The organism is Lysobacter sp. 2RAF19 (genome assembly GCF_052115395.1).
Classification (GTDB): domain Bacteria; phylum Pseudomonadota; class Gammaproteobacteria; order Xanthomonadales; family Xanthomonadaceae; genus Noviluteimonas.
In genome coordinates, this window is sequence record NZ_JBFRGO010000004.1 from 223119 (window position 1) to 239388 (window position 16270).

Here is a 16270-nt window from a genome sequence, read left to right on the forward strand (position 1 = left end):
GCAAACCACCTAACGATTCCTTCACTCTCGCCACGCATCCCGACGTGGGGGAGGGAGCAGGCCCGCAACCGGTTCGTCCGGGGCGGGCTTTTTCTTTTGCGATGCGATCATGGAGCGATGACGGACCCCGCCGACGCATACGCCGCGCGCCAACTCGAACGCCTGCGCGCCACCGTGCCCACGCCCTGGGCGCCCGAGATCGAAGCGAACCTGTTCGCACTCGCGCGCGCGAGCGATTTCGCGATCGAAACCTTGCTGAAGCAGCCCGCGCTCGTCGACGCACTCGCATCGAACGCGCCCACGCCACCGCTCGTGCTCGCGCGTGAGGTGCGCAGTCAATGGCCCGCGATGCTGCGCCGCCACCGCACGGCCGAGTCCACGCGGTTGATCTGGCGGGATGTCGCGGGGCTGGATGACGTCGATGCGACGCTCGCCGGCACCACGCGCCTGGCCGAAACCTGCCTGCAATCCGCGCTCGAGGCGTTGGAAGGCGAATTCGCCGAACGCTTCGGGCACGTGCGCGCGGCCGATGGCAGCGTGCAAAGGCTGGTCGTCTTCGGCTTGGGGAAACTCGGCGGCGGCGAACTGAACTTCTCCTCCGACGTCGACCTGGTCTACGCCTACGAGAAGGATGGGCAGAGCGACGGCGCGCGCGCGCTCGCGGCCGAAGACCACTTCGCGCGCCTGGGACAACAGCTCGCCAAGCTGCTCGACGAAACCACCGCCGACGGGTTTTCGCATCGCGTCGACCTGCGCCTGCGTCCCTTCGGTAATGCCGGGCGCGTGGCCTTGCCCTTCGCGGCGATGGAGCAGTACTTCCAGCGCGAAGGCCGCGACTGGGAACGCTATGCCTGGCAGAAGGCGCGGCCGGTGGCGGGCGACATCGGCGCGGGCCTGCGCTTCCTGGAAACGCTGCGGCCCTTCGTCTATCGGCGTTACCTGGATTACGGCGCGCTCGACGGCCTGCGCGAAATGAAGGCGGCGATCGCCGCGGAAGTCGCGCGCAAGGAATTGGCCGACGACATCAAGCGCGGCCCCGGCGGCATTCGCGAAATCGAATTCCTGGTGCAGGCGCTGCAGTTGATCCGCGGCGGGCGCGAGCCGGTGTTGCGCGAGCGGCGCTTGTTGCCGGCGCTCGAAGCACTCGTGCAGGCCGGACAGGTCGCCCCCGAAACCGGCGATGCGCTCGCCGCCGCGTATCGTTTCCACCGCCGGCTGGAAAACCGGTTGCAGATGCTGCGCGATGCGCAGACGCATGCGCTGCCATCGAACGAACTCGACCGGCAGCGCATCGCGCGCGGCTTGGGGTTCGAGGATTGGACGGCGTTGCGTACTGCACTCGACGTGCATCGCGCGCGCGTGGCCAACGAATTCGAAGCCTTGCTTGCGCCGCGTGGACGCGCGGTGGCCCCGAGCGAACTGGCGACCTACTGGCGCGCGTTGCCCGATGCCGGCGACGCACAGGCGCTGATCGACGCCGGCTTCCGCGATACCGAAACCCTCGATGGCAGCCTGCGCGATTTCGCGCGCGCCCCGGGCGTGCGCACGCTGTCCGACGCCACGCGCGCGCGGCTGGATCGCGTGCTGCCCGCGCTGCTCGCATCCACCGCACGGTCCTCGCAACCCGATGCGGCCTTGCGCCGCGTGCTGCCGCTGCTGCACACCTTGCTGCGCCGCGCGAGTTACCTGGCCTTGCTCGACGAACAACCGGCGGCGCTCGCGCGGTTGGTCGATGTCGTTTCCGGCAGCGCATTGCTGGCCGAACGCATCGCCGCGCATCCGCTGCTGCTCGACGAGCTCCTGGATCGCCGCAGCGCGGAGACCTTGCCCGATCGCGACGCACTCGCCGAGGCCTGCAACCAGGCTTTGCGCGAGGAAGACACCGAAGCGGCGCTGATGGCGCTGAACGAAGTGCGCCAGGCGCTGAGTTTCCGCATCGCGATGGCGACGCTCGATGCGCGCCAGTCCGCGCAGGACAGCGCACGCCAACTCGCGTGGCTCGCCGATGCCGTGGTCGTTGTCGTGTTGGAGCTGGCCAGGCGCGAAGTCGAACAGGCGCATGGGCGCGTGCCCGGCGCGCGTTTCGCCGTGCTCGGTTACGGCAGCCTCGGCGGCGAGGAACTGGGCTTCGGTTCCGACCTCGACCTGGTGTTCCTGTACGACGCGCCGTCGGATGCGCACTCCGATGGCGCGCGTGCGCTGGATGCATCGCGCTGGTTCGCGCGGCTCGCGCAGAAGGTCGTCGCGCTGCTCGGCACGGTCACCGGCGCGGGTCGGCTCTACGAAGTGGATGTGCGTTTGCGCCCCGATGGTGCGAAGGGATTGCTGGTTTCGAGCTTGGCCAGTTATGCCGACTACCAGCGCGAGCGCGCATGGACGTGGGAACACCAGGCGCTCGTGCGTGCGCGCGGCGTCGCAGGCGATGCCTCGCTGCTGTCCGATTTCGAGCAGGTGCGCGCGCAGACCCTGGCGCGTCCGCGCGATGCGACGACCCTGCGCGACGAAGTCGTGCAAATGCGCCAACGCATGCGCGCCGAACTCGATCGCAGCGACGCGGCGCGGTTCGACCTCAAGCAAGGGCAGGGCGGTTTGGTCGACCTGGAATTCCTGTTGCAATGGCGCGTGCTGGATCGCGCGGACGACGATGCGCGGTGGCTGGTGCCACGCGATACACCCGGCCTGTTGCGCGTTGCCTGCGAAGACGCATGGATGGACGGCGCGCGTTGCGATGCGTTGATTGCGGCGCACGCGGCGTTGCTGGAAGCGGGCTTGCGCTGCACGCTGGATCGGCGGCCGCGGATCATGGCGGAAACCGATGCGATCGCGCAGGCGCGCGTGGTGATCGGCGAGGCGACTGCGCGTTGCGGACTGCCGTTATAGGCCCAGGCGCGTGCGCACTTCCGCGGCCACGCGCGCGGTTTCGCGCAAGGGTTCGACGTCGTAGGGCGCGAGCGTGTCGTCGAAGGGCCGCACGCGTCCCAGGCGATCGAGCGCCGAATGGAACGCCTGGAGGCGCCCGCGCACCGTCTCGCCGCCGAGGACGAACACCGGTGCACGCGTCGCGCAGGCCTCGCTGAGCATGTTCACCGAATCGCCCGTGCATACGATGCGGTCGGCCCACGCGAGCAAACCGGGGTAAGGGTTGTCGCTGTCGTCGCCGCCGGTGGTGGAAGGCGCGAACCAGCGCAGGCCGGGAATGTCGCCGCATTGCGCACGCAGCGCCGCAGCCCAGTCCGGCGGCGTGCGTCGCGAGGTGGTGGCCAGCAGGCTGCCGCCTTCCGCACGCAAGCGCGCGGCCAGGCGTTGCAGGTCGCGCGACAGCGCGGCGGTGTCGTAGGTCGCGTGGTCGCTCGGCCCACCGAGCAACAGGGCCGTGCGCGGCGAAGCGAGCGGCGAGAGGATCGAATAGTCGCTGCGTGCCTGCGCCAGCCACAGATCATCGACGGGGTGCAGGCTGCCGACGAGCGTGACGACGTTGTCGCCCGTCAGCGCATCGTGTTCGGGCGCGACGACCAGGTCCCACAAGGCCGGCGGCAGGCGCGGGTCGAGGATCTGCACCGTGCGCGCACCGCGTTCGCGCAAGCGGCGCGTGGCGAGTGCCGCCTGGCGGCCGCAGCCGATCGCGATCGACGGCGGCGCATCGAGCAGCGGGGCGAAGCCCGTGAAGGCGTGGTCGCTGCCGGGCAGGGCCCGCGGCGCACCCCAGCGCCACGGTGCGCGCGGCCGCAGTGCGACGTCCCGCGCATCGGCGAAGCCCATCGCGGCCGCCAGCGCGCGCGCCTGCCGCACGTTGCCCGCGCGGCCGTCGGTGAGCGTCCAGCAAGCGACAGGGGGTTGCGGCATCCAGGCGTGTTCCATCGGTCGGATGGGTGCGTTGCGGCCATGTCTGGGCCGCTTGACGCGCGACACTCTACACTGCGTGTCTCGGCGCGAACTGCGCGCCATGGCACGGACCGCTCCCGCGATGCAAGATCAGAACGCCTTCAAGCCGACGCTGCCCGACGCATCGCTCGACCAGTTGTTCCGCCAGGCCCGTACCTACAACCGGTTCACTGGGCAGATCGACGATGCGACGCTGCACAGGCTCTACGACCTGCTGAAGTGGGGCCCGACCACCTCCAACAGCTGTCCGGCCCGCTACGTGTTCGTGCGTTCGCCCGAGGCGAAGGCCAAGCTCGGCCCTGCGCTCGACGAAGGCAATTACAAGAAGACGATGGCCGCCCCGTGCACGGCGATCGTCGCCTACGACATGGCGTTCTACGAAAAGGTCCCGGTGTTGTTCCCGCATACCGATGCACGCGGCTGGTTCGACACCAAACCCGAGGCCGACCTGCGCACGATCGCCTTGCGCAACGGCAGCCTGCAGGGTGCGTATCTGTTGCTGGCCGCGCGCGCGATCGGCCTGGATTGCGGGCCGATGTCGGGCTTCGACAACGCGAAGGTCGATGCGGCGTTCTTCCCGGGCACCACGTGGCGCTCGAATTTCCTCGTCAACCTCGGCAAGGGCGACCCGGCGTCGATCTTCCCGCGCTCGCCGCGCCTGAATTTCGACGAGGCCTGCCGCATCGATTGAGCCGCCCGATCCGTACCTGTCATTCCACCCCCATGCAAAGGAATCGCACGATGCGCTCCAAGTTGCTTTTCGCGTCCCTGTTGTTGGCCACCGGCCTGGCGCAGGCCGCGCCGGCCACCTACAAGCTCGACCCGAACCACACGCAGGTCATCGCGAGCTGGAACCACTTCGGTTACTCCAACCCGATCGCGAATTTCGGCAACGTCGACGGCACGCTCGTGTACGACGCGGACAAGGTGGAAGCCTCCAGCGTGAATGTCACGCTGCCGCTGTCGGGCCTGGATGCGCTGGTGCCCGACCTGACCAAGCACATCCAGAGCGCCGACTTCTTCGACGCCGCGAAGTGGCCCACCGCCACGTTCAAGAGCACGAAGGTGGAGAAGGGCGCGGGCGACAAGCTCAAGGTCACCGGCGATCTGACCATCCGCGACGTCACCAGGCCGGTCGTGCTCGACGTCACGCTCAACAAGGCCGGCCAGGGCCGCAACGGCGAGGCGAAGGTCGGGTTCGGCGCGACCGCCACGATCAAGCGCAGCGAATTCGGCGTGGCCAAGTTCATTCCGAACGTCAGCGACGAGATCCAGTTGCGCATCACCACCGAGGCCACCGTGCCGCAGCCCGAGGACGCGAAGAAATGATCATCGAGCGGCCCGCGGCGGCGCGCGGCGAAGTGTCGGCCGGTTGGTTGCACAGCCGCCATACCTTCTCCTTCGGCCACTATCACGACCCGCAGTGGATGGGGTTCGGGCCGCTGCGCGTGATCAACGAAGACATCGTGGCGCCGGGCGGCGGGTTTCCGCCGCACCGGCACGCGAACATGGAAATCCTGAGCGTCGTGTTGTCCGGTGCGCTCGCGCACAAAGACAACACCGGCGGCGAAGGCGTGCTGCGCCCCGGCGAAGTGCAATGGATGAGTGCCGGGCACGGCGTGGAGCACAGCGAGTTCAACGGCGCGAAGGATGCGCCGGTGCATTTCCTGCAGATCTGGATCCAGCCCGATCGGCTCAATGCGCAACCGGCCTACGAGCAGCGTGCATTCGATCCGGCCGCGCGCGAAGGGCGCTGGCAGACGCTCGCCGCACCCGAAGGCGCCGACGGCGGATTGCCGTTGCGCCAGCAAGCGTGGCTGCGCGCGGTGCGCCTGACGGCGGGGCAATCGGTCGAGGTCGTGCTCGATCCGGCGCGCAAATACTGGCTGCACGTCGCCACCGGCGATATCGCCTTCAACGGCCGCAACCTGACGGCCGGCGATGCGCTGGGGTTCGCGCAGGAAAGCGGCACGCATCGGCTGGAAGGCCGCGGCAGCGACCCGGCCGACGTGCTGTTCTTCGACCTGCCCGCATAAGCTAACGGGCCGGCTGCTAGACTCCCGGCCCGCACCATTCCCACCGAAGTCCGCGCGCCATGGCCGAACATCCGCACTCCCATCCGTCCGTCGCCGGTGCCCCGGCCAACGCGAAGATGCGCTACGACGTGCGTCGCGCCGACCTGCCGCTGAGCTGCCCGCTGCCCGAGATGGCGCTGTGGAATTCGCACCCGCGCGTCTACCTGCCGATCGAGGCAGACGGCGGGGAAAGCCAGTGCCCGTATTGCGGCGCGCATTTCGTGCTGGTCGACTGAAGATCGCTGGGCGATGCCTGGCACACGCCGGACGATCGTCCAATTGCTTCCTGCACTGGATGCGGGCGGCGTCGAACGTTCCACCCTGGAAATCGCCGACGCGCTCGTGCGCGCAGGCCATCGCGCGATCGTCGTTTCCGCCGGCGGACGCCTGGTGCCGCGGCTGACCGCGATCGGCGCCGAACACGTCACCCTCGACATCGGGCGCAAGTCGCCGCTCACCTTGCGCCACGTGCCGACCTTGCGGCGCTTGTTCGAACGCGAACGCGTCGATCTGGTGCATGCACGCTCGCGTTTGCCGGCGTGGATCGGCTGGCGCGCGATCCGCGGCATGGGCGCCGACGCACCGCGTTGGGTGACCAGCGTGCACGGATTGAATTCGCCCTCGCGTTACAGCGCGATCATGACCAGCGGCGAACGCGTGATCTGCGTGTCGCAGACGGTGCGCGATTTCGTGATGCTGCATTACCCGCGCACCAATCCGGACAAGTTGCGCGTGATCCTGCGCGGCGTCGACGTCGCCGCTTTCCCGCATCGTCCCTGGCCCGATCGCGATGCGCGCCGTCGCGCGGCCACCTTGCATCCCGCCCTCGGTGGCGACGGTCCGTTGCTGTTGTTGCCTGGCCGCGGCACGCGCCTGAAGGGCCATTCGGATGCGTTGACCTTGCTGGCGGCGCTGCGTGCGGGCGGGCGCGACGCACGCCTGTGGTCGCCCGGCAGCCGCGAGGACGACCGCGCCCGTTATCTCGGCGAATTGCACGCGCTGGCCGCGCAACTGGGCATCACCGACTTCGTCGCCTTCACCCCGCCGACCAACGCCATCGCCGATGCCTACGCGGCGAGCGACCTGGTCCTGCAACTCTCGCGCAGGCCCGAGGCCTTCGGCCGCACCGTGCTGGAAGCCATCGTGACCGGGCGCAGCGTGGTCGGCTGGGACCACGGCGGCGTCGGCGAGTTGCTGCATCGCTTCGATCCCCGCGGGGCCGTGCCGCCCTTCGACGGGACCCTGCTCGAGCGCACGGCGAACGCGCTGCTCGACGCATCGCCGCCGCGTCCGGTTACGATGCCCCATACCTTGCGTGCGATGCAGGAGGCGACGCTCGCGGTCTATGCGGAACTCGAACGGCACTGACATTGCGCAAACGCCCGTGGGCTGGCGCTGGGCTCCGGCCTGGGTGCTGGCCTTCGTCGCGTTGTGGCCCGCGCCCGGCTATGCCGAAGGCGTGCTCGTCCTCGGCGCGCTCGCGGCGATCTTCAAGCTGCTCCTCGTCCGTTTCCGTGGCGGCGCGCAGCTGCTGAGCGCGCCCGCGTGGGCGCTCACCAGCGTGTTGTTCTTCGCCTACTGGCTGCCCGAAGCGGTGTCGGCCATCGATGCGGTGGATCCGGCGCGCGCGTTCCGCGAGGCGGCCGTCGACCTGCGGTACCTGCCGTTCCTGTGGCTCGTCGCGGCCGCGGTGGCCGACGCGCGCGGCCGGCGCATCACCTTCGGCGGGCTGGCGATCATCGTCGGCATCTGGACGCTGGATGCACTGCTGCAGGCCGTCTTCGGCACCAGCCCCTTGTTCTTCGCGATCGATTCGATCAAGCACGCGATCAGCGGACATGGCATGTGCAGCAGCGAGGCCGAGCAGACGCTCGACCGCCTCAGCGGCATCCTCGGGCCTTGCAACCTGAAGTTCGGGCCGATGCTCGCGAGCCTTTCGCCGTTCGGCCTGTATTACGCGGCCAAGCGTTTCGGCGTCGTCGGCTGGTGCGTGGCGGCGCTCGCGATCGGCACGGTGGTGCTGCTCGCCGGCGCGCGCGCGGCGTGGATCGTCTACGCGCTGGTGCTGCTGTGGTCGGGCTGGCGCGTGCTGGGGTTCAAGCGCCTGCTGGTCGTGTTCGCCGTCGGTGCGATCACGCTCGTCGTGCTCGGCACGTTCGTGCCGCAGGTCGCGCAACGCATCGAACGCACCACGCAACTGGCCTCGACGAACGAAGCCAACGTCGACACCGCGCTGTCCGGCCGCACGCGCATCTGGTCGGCGGCCACGTGCATGTATCGCGCGCATTGGTTCAACGGCGTGGGTGCGCGCGGGTTCCGCGATGCGTTCGCCGAATGCGATCCGGGCAAGGGCAGCCTCGCGGCCTGGGGCGAAGGCCCGGCCTTGCACGCGCACCAATGGATCCTCGAAGTGGCGAGCGAAACCGGCACCTTCGGCTTGGTGATGTGGCTTGCGGGCCTCGCGCTGGGTTGGCGTGCGTGGCGTTACGCCGATCCGATCGCGCGGGAACACGCGCGGCCGGCGATGCTCGCGCTGGTGGTCACGCTGTTCCCGTTCAACACGCACCTGGCCTCGTATTCGACCTTCTGGGGCGGGCTGGTGCTGATGCTCGCCGCGCTCTACGCAGGCAGCCTGCTGGCGCGCGACGCGGAAGCGGTCGAGAGCAGCGTGGAAGACCGCGCGTGAGCATGCGCGCGCCGATCTCCGGCGTGGTCACCACGTTCAACAACGCCGCCACGCTCGATGCGTGCCTGGACAGCCTCGCCTTCTGCGACGAGCGCATCGTGCTGGATTCGGGTTCGACGGATGCGACGATCGAAATCGCGAAGCGCCACGGCGCGCGCATCGCCGAACATCCCTTCGCAGGCTACGGCCCGCAGAAGCAGCGCGCGATCGACATGGCGCGGCACGACTGGATCCTGCTGCTCGACGCCGACGAACACCTCACGCAGGCCGGGCAGGATCAGATCGAACGCGAATTGCATGCGCCGCGCGCCGACGGTTACCGCCTGCCGCGGCAGGAGTGGTTGTTCTGGAAGTGGGCGCATCTGGGGACGCGCGCGAACTGGCAGCTGCGCCTGTTCCGCAAATCGCGCGGGCGCATGAACGACGTGCCCGTGCATGCCGCGCCCGTCGTCGACGGCGTGCGACGCGACCTGCGCGCACCGTTCCGGCATTACGGCGAACCGCGCCTGGCCGATCGCGTCGACAAGGTAAACCGTTATTCCAGCGGCATGGTCGTGCACAAACATCGCCGCGGGATCCGCGGGCTCGGCGCGCGGATCCTGTTCCAGCCCACGCTCGCTTTCCTCAAGCTCTACATCGGCAAGCGCTATTTCCTCGATGGCTGGGCCGGTTATTTCGCCGCGCGTACGCAGGGGTTCTACACCTTCCTGAAATACGCCAAGGTGCTGGAAACGCAGCGCCGCAAGGATCACGCGTAGGGCGAAGTGCCGTCGGGTTGCCGCTTGAAGCGGCGATGGATCCACAGATACTGGTCGGGCGCTGCGCGCGCCATCGCTTCGATCGCGGCCATGACTTGCGCGGTATCGGCAGTCGCGTCTTTCGACGGAATGCCCTCCAGCCCCGGCACGATGCGCAGTGTGTAGCCACCATCGGCGCGGCGCATGTGCTGGAACGCGACGACGGCCGCGCCGGACAGGCGCGCGAGTTGGTGCGTCGACGACAGGCTGTTCGCAGGCTGGTCGAAGAACGGGACGAAGACGGTGTCGCCGCGGCTCGGGTCCTGGTCGGGTGCGTACCAGAGGAAGCCGCCCTGCTTGAGGTGTTTCACCGCGGGCCGCAGTTCGAGTTTGGTGAACATCGCGGCCGCGTAGCGCAGGCGGCCGTGCTTGACCGCCCATTCCATCGCCGGCTCGGCGTGCGGGCGATACATGCCCGCGAGTGGAACGTGGTCGCACATCAGGCGTCCGCAGATTTCCAGCGTGGTGAAGTGGCCGGAGACGACGATGACGCCGCGTCCGCCGGCGCGCGCGGCCTGCACGTGTTCGAGGCCTTCGACGACCAGGCCCTTGCGCATCGGGTCGACCGATCCCCACCAGGCGCGCGCGAATTCGAACAGGCCGATGCCGAGGGAGGTGAAGTGTTCGCGCAGGAGTGCTTCGCGTGCTTCGGCGCTGTGTTCGGGGAAACACAGTTCGAGGTTGCGTTCGGCGATGCGGCGTCGCGCGGGCATCGCCATGCGCAACAAGGCGCCGATTGCGCGTCCGAGGGCGCGTTGCAGCGGCCATGGCAGGCGTGCGAATGCGGCCATTGCGCCAATGCCGATCCAGGTTGGCCAGTGTCTGGGGCCGAGGGGGGGGCGGTCGGTGGCTTGCGTCATTCGGGGATTCTAAGGGTGGGTGCGCGGGAACAGTGTCGTGGTGGTTGGGGGCGGGGCCACCAGAGGGGCGCCGCGGCGCGCCGCATTGAAGGCCACATTGCTCCGCAAGAGCGCACGCTCCGCAATGTGGCCTTCAACGCGACGTGCCACTGCGCACCATGCTTCGGGTGGCGCGACACCTTTGTTTGAGTGGGCCCGTTGCTGGTTGGTTGGCGCGCGCCTACAGCCAGCACACCCGACGGGCGGCGCCTTGCCCGTCGAGGACATCGCGGCATACGTGGGTGCATGTCCTCGCCAGCGCGATGTCCTCTCTCGGGCAAGGCGCCTTCGCGGCGACCTGAAAGTAAAGCCTTTGCACTTTCGCACCGAAGGAGCAGCCACCTCAGTCGAGGCGTCAGCCCGAAGTCGCGCGCCGCACCTTCCGCCGACACGACCTCCCCCGTATGCTGCAACGATGCGGAAGGACCCCATCGAGCGCGTGCTGCGCGGCCTGTATTCGGTCGCGCTGTACGTGCTGTTGCCGGTCACCGCCTACCACCTGATCTGGCGCGGCTTCCGCCAACGCGCCTATTTCCGTCGCTGGAACGAACGCTACGCCGCCTACCGCGGGCTGCAGGACGACGACGCGCCGCGCGATACGCTCTGGGTCCACGCCGTTTCCGTTGGCGAAGTGAACGCCGCCGCGCCGGTCGTCAACGCCCTGCGCAAACTGCATCCGCACCTGCCGCTGCTGGTCACGACGATCACCCCGACCGGATCTGCGCGCGTGCGCGCGCTGTGGGGGGAATCGGTGCAGCACGTCTATCTGCCTTACGACATCCCGGGCGCGGTGCGGCGATTCTTCGAACACTTCCGGCCGCGCGCCGGCCTGATCCTCGAAACCGAACTGTGGCCGAACCTGTTGTTCGGTGCACGCGACCATGGCGTGCCGACTTACATCCTCAACGCGCGGCTGTCGGCGCGTTCGCTGAAGGGCTATCGGGTGCTTGCGCCGATCGTCGGCCGCGCGCTGCGCACGGTGCGTCGCGTCGGTGCGCAATCGGCGGACGATGCGCGGCGCTTCGTCGAGTTGGGTGCGAAGCCCGAGCAGGTCGTCGATCTGGGCAATCTGAAATTCGATACGCAGGCGCCCGAAGGGCTCGACGAATTCCTCGCGCAATTCCACGCGCATGCGGGCCATCGCCTGGCGTGGATCGCCGCCAGCACGCATGAGGGTGAGGAAGACGATGTCATCGCCCTGCACGGTCGCCTGCGCGAAAAGCACCCGGGCCTGTTGCTGCTGTGGGCGCCACGGCATCCCGAACGGTTCCGCGCCGCGGTCGACCACGCGCACGCGGCCGGATGGAACGTGGCCACGCGCCGCCTCACGCGGTGGCCGGGGGCCGGGGACGATGTCTTCGTCGTCGATACACTCGGCGAATTGATGGCGTTCTATGCGTGCGCGCAGGTCGCGTTCGTGGGCGGCAGCCTGCAACCGATCGGCGGACACAACCTGCTGGAGCCGGCGGCGGTCGGCACGGCGATCGTGACCGGGCCGCACCTGCACAACTTCGCCGACATCGCGCGGCGCCTGGCGCAAGCGCACGCGGTGCGCATCGCGCAGGACGTCGACGGCGTGTTCGCCGATCTGGATGCGCTGCTTTCCGACGACGCGGCGCGCAAACAGATGATCGACGCCGGCCTGCAGCTGGTGCACGAAGGGCGCGGCGCGCTCGCGCGCAGCCTTGCGATGATCGCGCCGGTGTTGCCGGGCGGCGCGCGCTGAAACGACGAAGCCCGCCTTGCGGCGGGCTTCGTTGGATCGCAACGCGCGAATCGCTTACTGCGTCGGCTGCTGCACCGCGGCCGAGACATTCACCGTCAGGAAGCGGTTGACGCGCTGCACGTCCTCGACATCCAGCGTGCCCGCGGCCTGTTCGAGGTTCAGCACGCTCTGCAGGAAGTTGTAACGCGCCAGCGCGAAGGCCTGCTGCGCCTGGAACAGGTTGCGCTGGTTGACCAGCACGTCGAGCACGGTGCGCGTGCCGACTTCCAGGCCGACCTGCGAGGCTTCGTACGCGGCCTTCGCCGAGACGACCGCGAGGCGGCGTGCTTCGACTTCGCTCACGCCCGCGACGACCACCTGGTAGGCGTTGCGCGTGGCGCGCTCCAGCGAGCGCTTGTCCTGTTCGAGTTCGTCCTGGCGGATGTCGCGCGTGGCGAGTGCTTCGCGCACGCCCGACTGCGTGGCGCCGCCGGCGAAGATCGGCACGTTGAGCGTCAGGCCGAAGGAGCGCGCGCGGCTCTCGTTGTCGAACGCGGTTTCCGCGCCGTTGAGGTTGTTGGTCGTGTCGCCGTCGGTGTGCGTGTTGCCGTAGTCGCCGCCGAAGTACAGCGTCGGCAGGTGGCCGGCGCGCGCGGTGGACACATCCTGCTCGGCCGACTTGACCTGCAGTTCCTTCGCGCGCAGGGCCGGGTTGTTTTCGAAGGCGGTCTTCACCCACGCGTCTTCGTCGGCGTGTTCGGGCAGTTGCGGCTGGAAGTCTTCCGGCAGGCCCTTGAGGTTGGCCACGGGGCGACCGGTGATTTCGGCCAGCGCCTGGTAGGCATCGGCGACCTGGTTCTGTGCGGTGATGGTGTTGGCGCGCGCGGTGTCGTACTGCGCGCGCGCTTCGTGCACGTCGGTGATCGGCGCCAGGCCGACTTCCAGGCGCTTGCTCGCGAAGTCGAACTGCTTCTTCAGCGCGGTTTCCGACGACTCGGCGGCGGCCAGGTTTTCCAGCTGCACCAGCACGTTGAAGTAGGCGGCCGACGTGCGCGTGATCAGCTGGTCGCTCGCCGATTCCAGGTTGAAGTCGCTCGCTTCGCTCAACGCATTGGCGCTGCGCAGGCGCGAGATGCGGGCGCCGTCGAACACCATCTGGTCCAGGGTGACGCCGTAGCGGCGGGTGGTGGAGTCGCTGGTGGAATCGTTGTTGCCCAGGGGCGTGCCGGCGAAGACCTGCTGGCCGCTGGCGTCTTCGTTCGCCTTGGAGTAGCTGGCCTGGCCATTGAGTTGCGGCAGCAGCAACGCGCGCGCCTGCACGCGGCCTTCCTTGACGACGAGGCGGTTGGACTCGGCGGCCGAGAACTGCGGATCGCCGGCGCGTGCCAGCTCGTAGGTCTGCAGCAGGTCTTCGGCATGCACGGCGCAGGGCAACAAGGCAAAGGCGAGGGCCATGACGAGGGGACGACGGCTCATGCGGGTTCCTTCCGGATCAAATGACAAATGGGGGGAGGTCAAAAATCGAAGCGCGGCGCGGGTGCGGCGCCGACGAGATAAGGCAGGTCGGTTTCGAACAACGATTCGATACGCGGACCGTTGACGCCGTTGCGCGCCACCACCGCTTCCATCGCCGGCGAAGCGCCGCGGACCGCGAACAGGCGGCCCTCCGGGCGCAGCCACTGAAGAAAGCGGGCGGGCAGGGTGTCGACGGCGCCGGTCACGACGATGGCGTCGAAGCGGCGTTCGGTGTCGAAGGCGAAGGCGTCGGCGGCGTCGATGCGCACGTTCGCGCCCAGGCCCAGGGCATCCAGGCGGCCGCGCGCGGCGTCGGCGAGGTCGGCGTGCACCTCGATGCTGTGCACCTCGCGCGCCAGGCGGGCCAGGCACGCGGTGAGGAACCCGCTGCCGGTGCCGATCTCGAGCACGTCCTCGCCTTCCTGCACGGCGATGGACTGCAGCACGCGGCCCTCGACGACGGGCTTCATCATGAATTCGCCGTGGCCCAGCGGGAGCGCCACGTCGGCGTAGGACAGCCCGCGATTGTCCTGGGAAACGAACGCATCGCGCGGAATCGACACGAGCGCATCCAGCACGCGCGCGTCGAGCACGTCCCACGGGCGAACCTGTTGTTCGACCATCAGTTCGCGGGCCTTGGCGTAGTCCATCGTCATCTCGTTCGTCTCGCAAAGAAAGCCGGGCATTTTACGCCCGGCAGGCACAGCATCGCTGTGGTAGCACACTCCAACTCAGTGCCGGAAGTCAGCGGGTCCTTGGTCATGCGGGGCCCACCCGGCCGTCATTTCCGGGTGGCGTAGGCCCGCAGGAACATGTCCACGGCGCCTTCCAGCTGGGCTTTGACCTCCCGCGCCTCCGGCATGGGGCCGCATCCGAAGATCACTTTCTGGTGCAGGTCGCCCTTGGCCAGGCAGAGGAATCGGGAGGCCGCGCCGGGAATGTCGGCGATCTCCAGCTCCCCGCTCTCCACGTGGTGCTGCAGGACATCGGCCACGCGGTCGATCGCGCGCTGCGGGCCCACGGCCCACGCTTGCTGCGTCATCCCGGTCTCGACCACCTGCGGCGTGCACATGATCCGATGCCCGGCCAATGCGTCGGGATCCATGATCATCGCGAAGAAGGCGCGCGCGATCTGCATCAGGCCCTCGTGCAGCGGCGCGGCATCGGCCGCGGCGAACAGCGATTCCGGCAGTTGCTGTTCGAAATGCGCCTGCACCGCGGCCGCGAACAACGCGTCCTTGTCGCCGAAGTGGCTGTAGACCGTGAGCTTGGAGACGCCTGCGTCGGCCGCGATCTGGTCCATGCTCACGCCGGCGAAGCCTTGCGCGACGAACAGCCGCTTGGCGGCTTCGAGGATCGCGGCCCGCTTGCCGAGGTCCTTGGGGCGACCGGGACCGGCCTGCCGCTTCTCGGGCGGAAGGGGGCCTGCGGCATCCGCGGATTTGGCTTTCGATCGCTGCGACATGCTCGTTACTATAACGAAATACTGGACTGTTGGGTTCGCTATTTATAGTCTACCGGCCAGTTCAATAAGCGCCCCCGACGAGATCCGCATGGCCATGCAGCACAGGATGCACCGGCATCCCTCCACCGATCGCCCATTTTTTCGTTCCTTCGTGACGGCCGCATGCATCGCCGTCGCAGTGGCGGCCTGCGGCAAGGATGAGGCTGCGGTCGAAACCCCGCGCCCCGTGCTCGTGGTGACGCCGGGCCAGGGCCCGGATGCCGAACCGCTCGCCTTCGCAGGCGAAGTGCGTGCGCGCGAAGAAAGCCCGCTGTCCTTCCGCGTGGGTGGGCAGATCGTGCGCCGCTTGGTGGATGCGGGCGATCGCGTGCGTCGCGGCGACGTGCTCGCCGAACTGGATCCGAACGACCTGCGTGCACAGGCCGAAGCAGCGCAGGCGCAGGTGACCGCCGCCGAAGGCGAATTGGCGCGCGCCGCATCGGACAAGCAACGTTACCAGCGACTGGCCGACGAACAACTCGTGAGCCGCTCCACGCTCGATGCACAGAACGCCGCCTATGCCGCCGCCGCGGGCAACGCGCGTGCGGCGCGCGCGCAACGCGATGTCGCGCGCAACCAATCGGCTTACACACAACTGCGCGCGCCGCGCGACGGCGTGATCGCCACGCGCGAAGCCGAAGCGGGCCAGACCGTCACGTCGGGCCAGGCGATCTACACGCTCGCCGGCGAGACCGGCCGCGAAGTCGCCATCTCGCTGCCCGAATCGCGCATCCGCGAATTCGCCGTGGGCCAACCGGTGCTCGTGGAATTGTGGAGCCAACCCGGCGAACGCCTGCCCGGCCGCATCCGCGAAATCAGCGCGGCCGCCGATCGACAGGCGCGCACTTACGCCACGCGCATCGCGCTGGATCCGAACGCTTCGAAGGCCGTCGAACTCGGCCAGAGCGCGCGCGTCTACATCGCCGCCGCGAATCCCACCGCCACGACGATCGCACTGCGCTTGCCGCTTTCCGCGCTCCAGCGTGGCGACAAGGGCGAGATGTCGGTGTGGGTCGTCGATCCGCGCACGAATGCATTGAAGCGCGTGCCCGTGCGCGTGGGTCCCTTCGGCGCGGAATCGGTGCCGGTGCTCTCGGGCGTGCACGCGGGCGACCGCGTTGTCGCCGCCGGCGGACACCTGTTGCGCGAAGGCCAGGTCGTCGCGCCGGTGGACCGCCAGAACCGCCCGCTAACGAAGGCGCGCTGA

15 protein-coding genes are annotated in these 16270 nt (G+C 68.7%); 10 read left to right on the forward strand and 5 right to left on the reverse strand.

Going from position 1 to position 16270, the window contains the following annotated elements; all coding sequences use genetic code 11:
- Positions 1–117 precede the first annotated feature (117 nt).
- Entirely contained in the window at positions 118–2880 is a 2763-nt protein-coding gene (glnE, locus tag AB4059_RS15105; protein WP_498980009.1) for a bifunctional [glutamate--ammonia ligase]-adenylyl-L-tyrosine phosphorylase/[glutamate--ammonia-ligase] adenylyltransferase, read from the forward strand.
- On the opposite strand, the gene AB4059_RS15110 is transcribed toward glnE, so the two are convergent.
- On the reverse strand, positions 2875–3843 hold the full coding sequence (locus AB4059_RS15110) for a mitochondrial fission ELM1 family protein (protein WP_498980010.1): 969 nt from the start codon (positions 3841–3843) through the stop codon (positions 2875–2877). The two genes, glnE and AB4059_RS15110, sit on opposite strands and share 6 nt — an antisense overlap.
- 121 nt (positions 3844–3964) lie before the next feature.
- Between AB4059_RS15110 and AB4059_RS15115 the strand changes: the two genes are divergently transcribed.
- Genes AB4059_RS15115 through AB4059_RS15145 form a run of 7 tightly spaced genes read left to right on the forward strand, consistent with a single transcriptional unit; the run spans position 3965 to position 9401 of the window.
- Positions 3965–4573: a malonic semialdehyde reductase gene (locus AB4059_RS15115; RefSeq protein WP_498980012.1), complete on the forward strand. Its 609-nt coding sequence runs from the start codon at positions 3965–3967 to the stop codon at positions 4571–4573.
- A gap of 50 nt (positions 4574–4623) precedes the next feature.
- Positions 4624–5211, forward strand: coding sequence for a YceI family protein (locus tag AB4059_RS15120; RefSeq protein ID WP_498980014.1), 588 nt, complete (start codon positions 4624–4626; stop codon positions 5209–5211).
- Positions 5208–5918 carry a pirin family protein gene (locus tag AB4059_RS15125; RefSeq protein WP_498980016.1) on the forward strand — a complete coding sequence of 237 codons (711 nt, stop codon included), beginning with the start codon at positions 5208–5210 and terminating at the stop codon, positions 5916–5918. Before AB4059_RS15120 ends, AB4059_RS15125 begins: the two co-directional genes overlap by 4 nt.
- Positions 5919–5977: 59 nt before the next feature.
- Positions 5978–6193 (forward strand): zinc-finger domain-containing protein, encoded by a 216-nt coding sequence (locus AB4059_RS15130; protein ID WP_498980018.1) that lies wholly within the window; start codon positions 5978–5980, stop codon positions 6191–6193.
- Positions 6194–6206: 13 nt separating this feature from the next.
- The gene (locus tag AB4059_RS15135; RefSeq protein ID WP_498980020.1) at positions 6207–7325 is read left to right on the forward strand and encodes a glycosyltransferase; all 1119 of its coding nucleotides are present in this window, start codon (positions 6207–6209) and stop codon (positions 7323–7325) included.
- Positions 7303–8643 carry an O-antigen ligase family protein gene (locus AB4059_RS15140; RefSeq protein ID WP_498980021.1) on the forward strand — a complete coding sequence of 447 codons (1341 nt, stop codon included), beginning with the start codon at positions 7303–7305 and terminating at the stop codon, positions 8641–8643. The genes AB4059_RS15135 and AB4059_RS15140 overlap by 23 nt, the downstream gene beginning before the upstream one ends.
- A 2-nt stretch (positions 8644–8645) precedes the next feature.
- On the forward strand, positions 8646–9401 hold the full coding sequence (locus tag AB4059_RS15145; protein ID WP_498980068.1) for a glycosyltransferase family 2 protein: 756 nt from the start codon (positions 8646–8648) through the stop codon (positions 9399–9401).
- Here the strand turns inward: AB4059_RS15145 and lpxL are convergent.
- Positions 9392–10300, reverse strand: coding sequence for an LpxL/LpxP family Kdo(2)-lipid IV(A) lauroyl/palmitoleoyl acyltransferase (gene lpxL / locus AB4059_RS15150; RefSeq protein ID WP_498980022.1), 909 nt, complete (start codon positions 10298–10300; stop codon positions 9392–9394). The genes AB4059_RS15145 and lpxL overlap by 10 nt on opposite strands.
- Positions 10301–10754: 454 nt before the next feature.
- Between lpxL and waaA the strand changes: the two genes are divergently transcribed.
- Positions 10755–12065 carry a lipid IV(A) 3-deoxy-D-manno-octulosonic acid transferase gene (gene waaA / locus AB4059_RS15155; RefSeq protein WP_498980023.1) on the forward strand — a complete coding sequence of 437 codons (1311 nt, stop codon included), beginning with the start codon at positions 10755–10757 and terminating at the stop codon, positions 12063–12065.
- 54 nt (positions 12066–12119) lie between these two features.
- Here the strand turns inward: waaA and AB4059_RS15160 are convergent, their stop codons facing one another.
- The 3 genes from AB4059_RS15160 to AB4059_RS15170 form a co-directional block, all read right to left on the reverse strand.
- Positions 12120–13520 (reverse strand): TolC family outer membrane protein, encoded by a 1401-nt coding sequence (locus AB4059_RS15160; protein WP_498980025.1) that lies wholly within the window; start codon positions 13518–13520, stop codon positions 12120–12122.
- Positions 13521–13558: 38 nt separating this feature from the next.
- Positions 13559–14215, reverse strand: a complete 657-nt coding sequence (locus AB4059_RS15165) for a protein-L-isoaspartate O-methyltransferase family protein (protein ID WP_498980027.1) — start codon at positions 14213–14215, stop codon at positions 13559–13561.
- A gap of 125 nt (positions 14216–14340) precedes the next feature.
- Positions 14341–15024, reverse strand: a complete 684-nt coding sequence (locus AB4059_RS15170; protein ID WP_498980028.1) for a TetR/AcrR family transcriptional regulator — start codon at positions 15022–15024, stop codon at positions 14341–14343.
- A gap of 88 nt (positions 15025–15112) precedes the next feature.
- Between AB4059_RS15170 and AB4059_RS15175 the strand changes: the two genes are divergently transcribed.
- Positions 15113–16270 carry an efflux RND transporter periplasmic adaptor subunit gene (locus AB4059_RS15175; RefSeq protein WP_498980030.1) on the forward strand — a complete coding sequence of 386 codons (1158 nt, stop codon included), beginning with the start codon at positions 15113–15115 and terminating at the stop codon, positions 16268–16270.

What these genes read in the sequence shown, in the direction of transcription:
- glnE (WP_498980009.1), top strand. Translation starts at nt 118, where the DNA reads ATGACGGACCCCGCCGACGCATACGCCGCGCGCCAACTCGAACGCCTG.
- AB4059_RS15110 (WP_498980010.1), bottom strand. Translation starts at nt 3,843, where the DNA reads ATGCCGCAACCCCCTGTCGCTTGCTGGACGCTCACCGACGGCCGCGCG.
- AB4059_RS15115 (WP_498980012.1), top strand. Translation starts at nt 3,965, where the DNA reads ATGCAAGATCAGAACGCCTTCAAGCCGACGCTGCCCGACGCATCGCTC.
- AB4059_RS15120 (WP_498980014.1), top strand. Translation starts at nt 4,624, where the DNA reads ATGCGCTCCAAGTTGCTTTTCGCGTCCCTGTTGTTGGCCACCGGCCTG.
- AB4059_RS15125 (WP_498980016.1), top strand. Translation starts at nt 5,208, where the DNA reads ATGATCATCGAGCGGCCCGCGGCGGCGCGCGGCGAAGTGTCGGCCGGT.
- AB4059_RS15130 (WP_498980018.1), top strand. Translation starts at nt 5,978, where the DNA reads ATGGCCGAACATCCGCACTCCCATCCGTCCGTCGCCGGTGCCCCGGCC.
- AB4059_RS15135 (WP_498980020.1), top strand. Translation starts at nt 6,207, where the DNA reads ATGCCTGGCACACGCCGGACGATCGTCCAATTGCTTCCTGCACTGGAT.
- AB4059_RS15140 (WP_498980021.1), top strand. Translation starts at nt 7,303, where the DNA reads ATGCGGAACTCGAACGGCACTGACATTGCGCAAACGCCCGTGGGCTGG.
- AB4059_RS15145 (WP_498980068.1), top strand. Translation starts at nt 8,646, where the DNA reads ATGCGCGCGCCGATCTCCGGCGTGGTCACCACGTTCAACAACGCCGCC.
- lpxL (WP_498980022.1), bottom strand. Translation starts at nt 10,300, where the DNA reads ATGACGCAAGCCACCGACCGCCCCCCCCTCGGCCCCAGACACTGGCCA.
- waaA (WP_498980023.1), top strand. Translation starts at nt 10,755, where the DNA reads ATGCGGAAGGACCCCATCGAGCGCGTGCTGCGCGGCCTGTATTCGGTC.
- AB4059_RS15160 (WP_498980025.1), bottom strand. Translation starts at nt 13,520, where the DNA reads ATGAGCCGTCGTCCCCTCGTCATGGCCCTCGCCTTTGCCTTGTTGCCC.
- AB4059_RS15165 (WP_498980027.1), bottom strand. Translation starts at nt 14,215, where the DNA reads ATGACGATGGACTACGCCAAGGCCCGCGAACTGATGGTCGAACAACAG.
- AB4059_RS15170 (WP_498980028.1), bottom strand. Translation starts at nt 15,024, where the DNA reads ATGTCGCAGCGATCGAAAGCCAAATCCGCGGATGCCGCAGGCCCCCTT.
- AB4059_RS15175 (WP_498980030.1), top strand. Translation starts at nt 15,113, where the DNA reads ATGGCCATGCAGCACAGGATGCACCGGCATCCCTCCACCGATCGCCCA.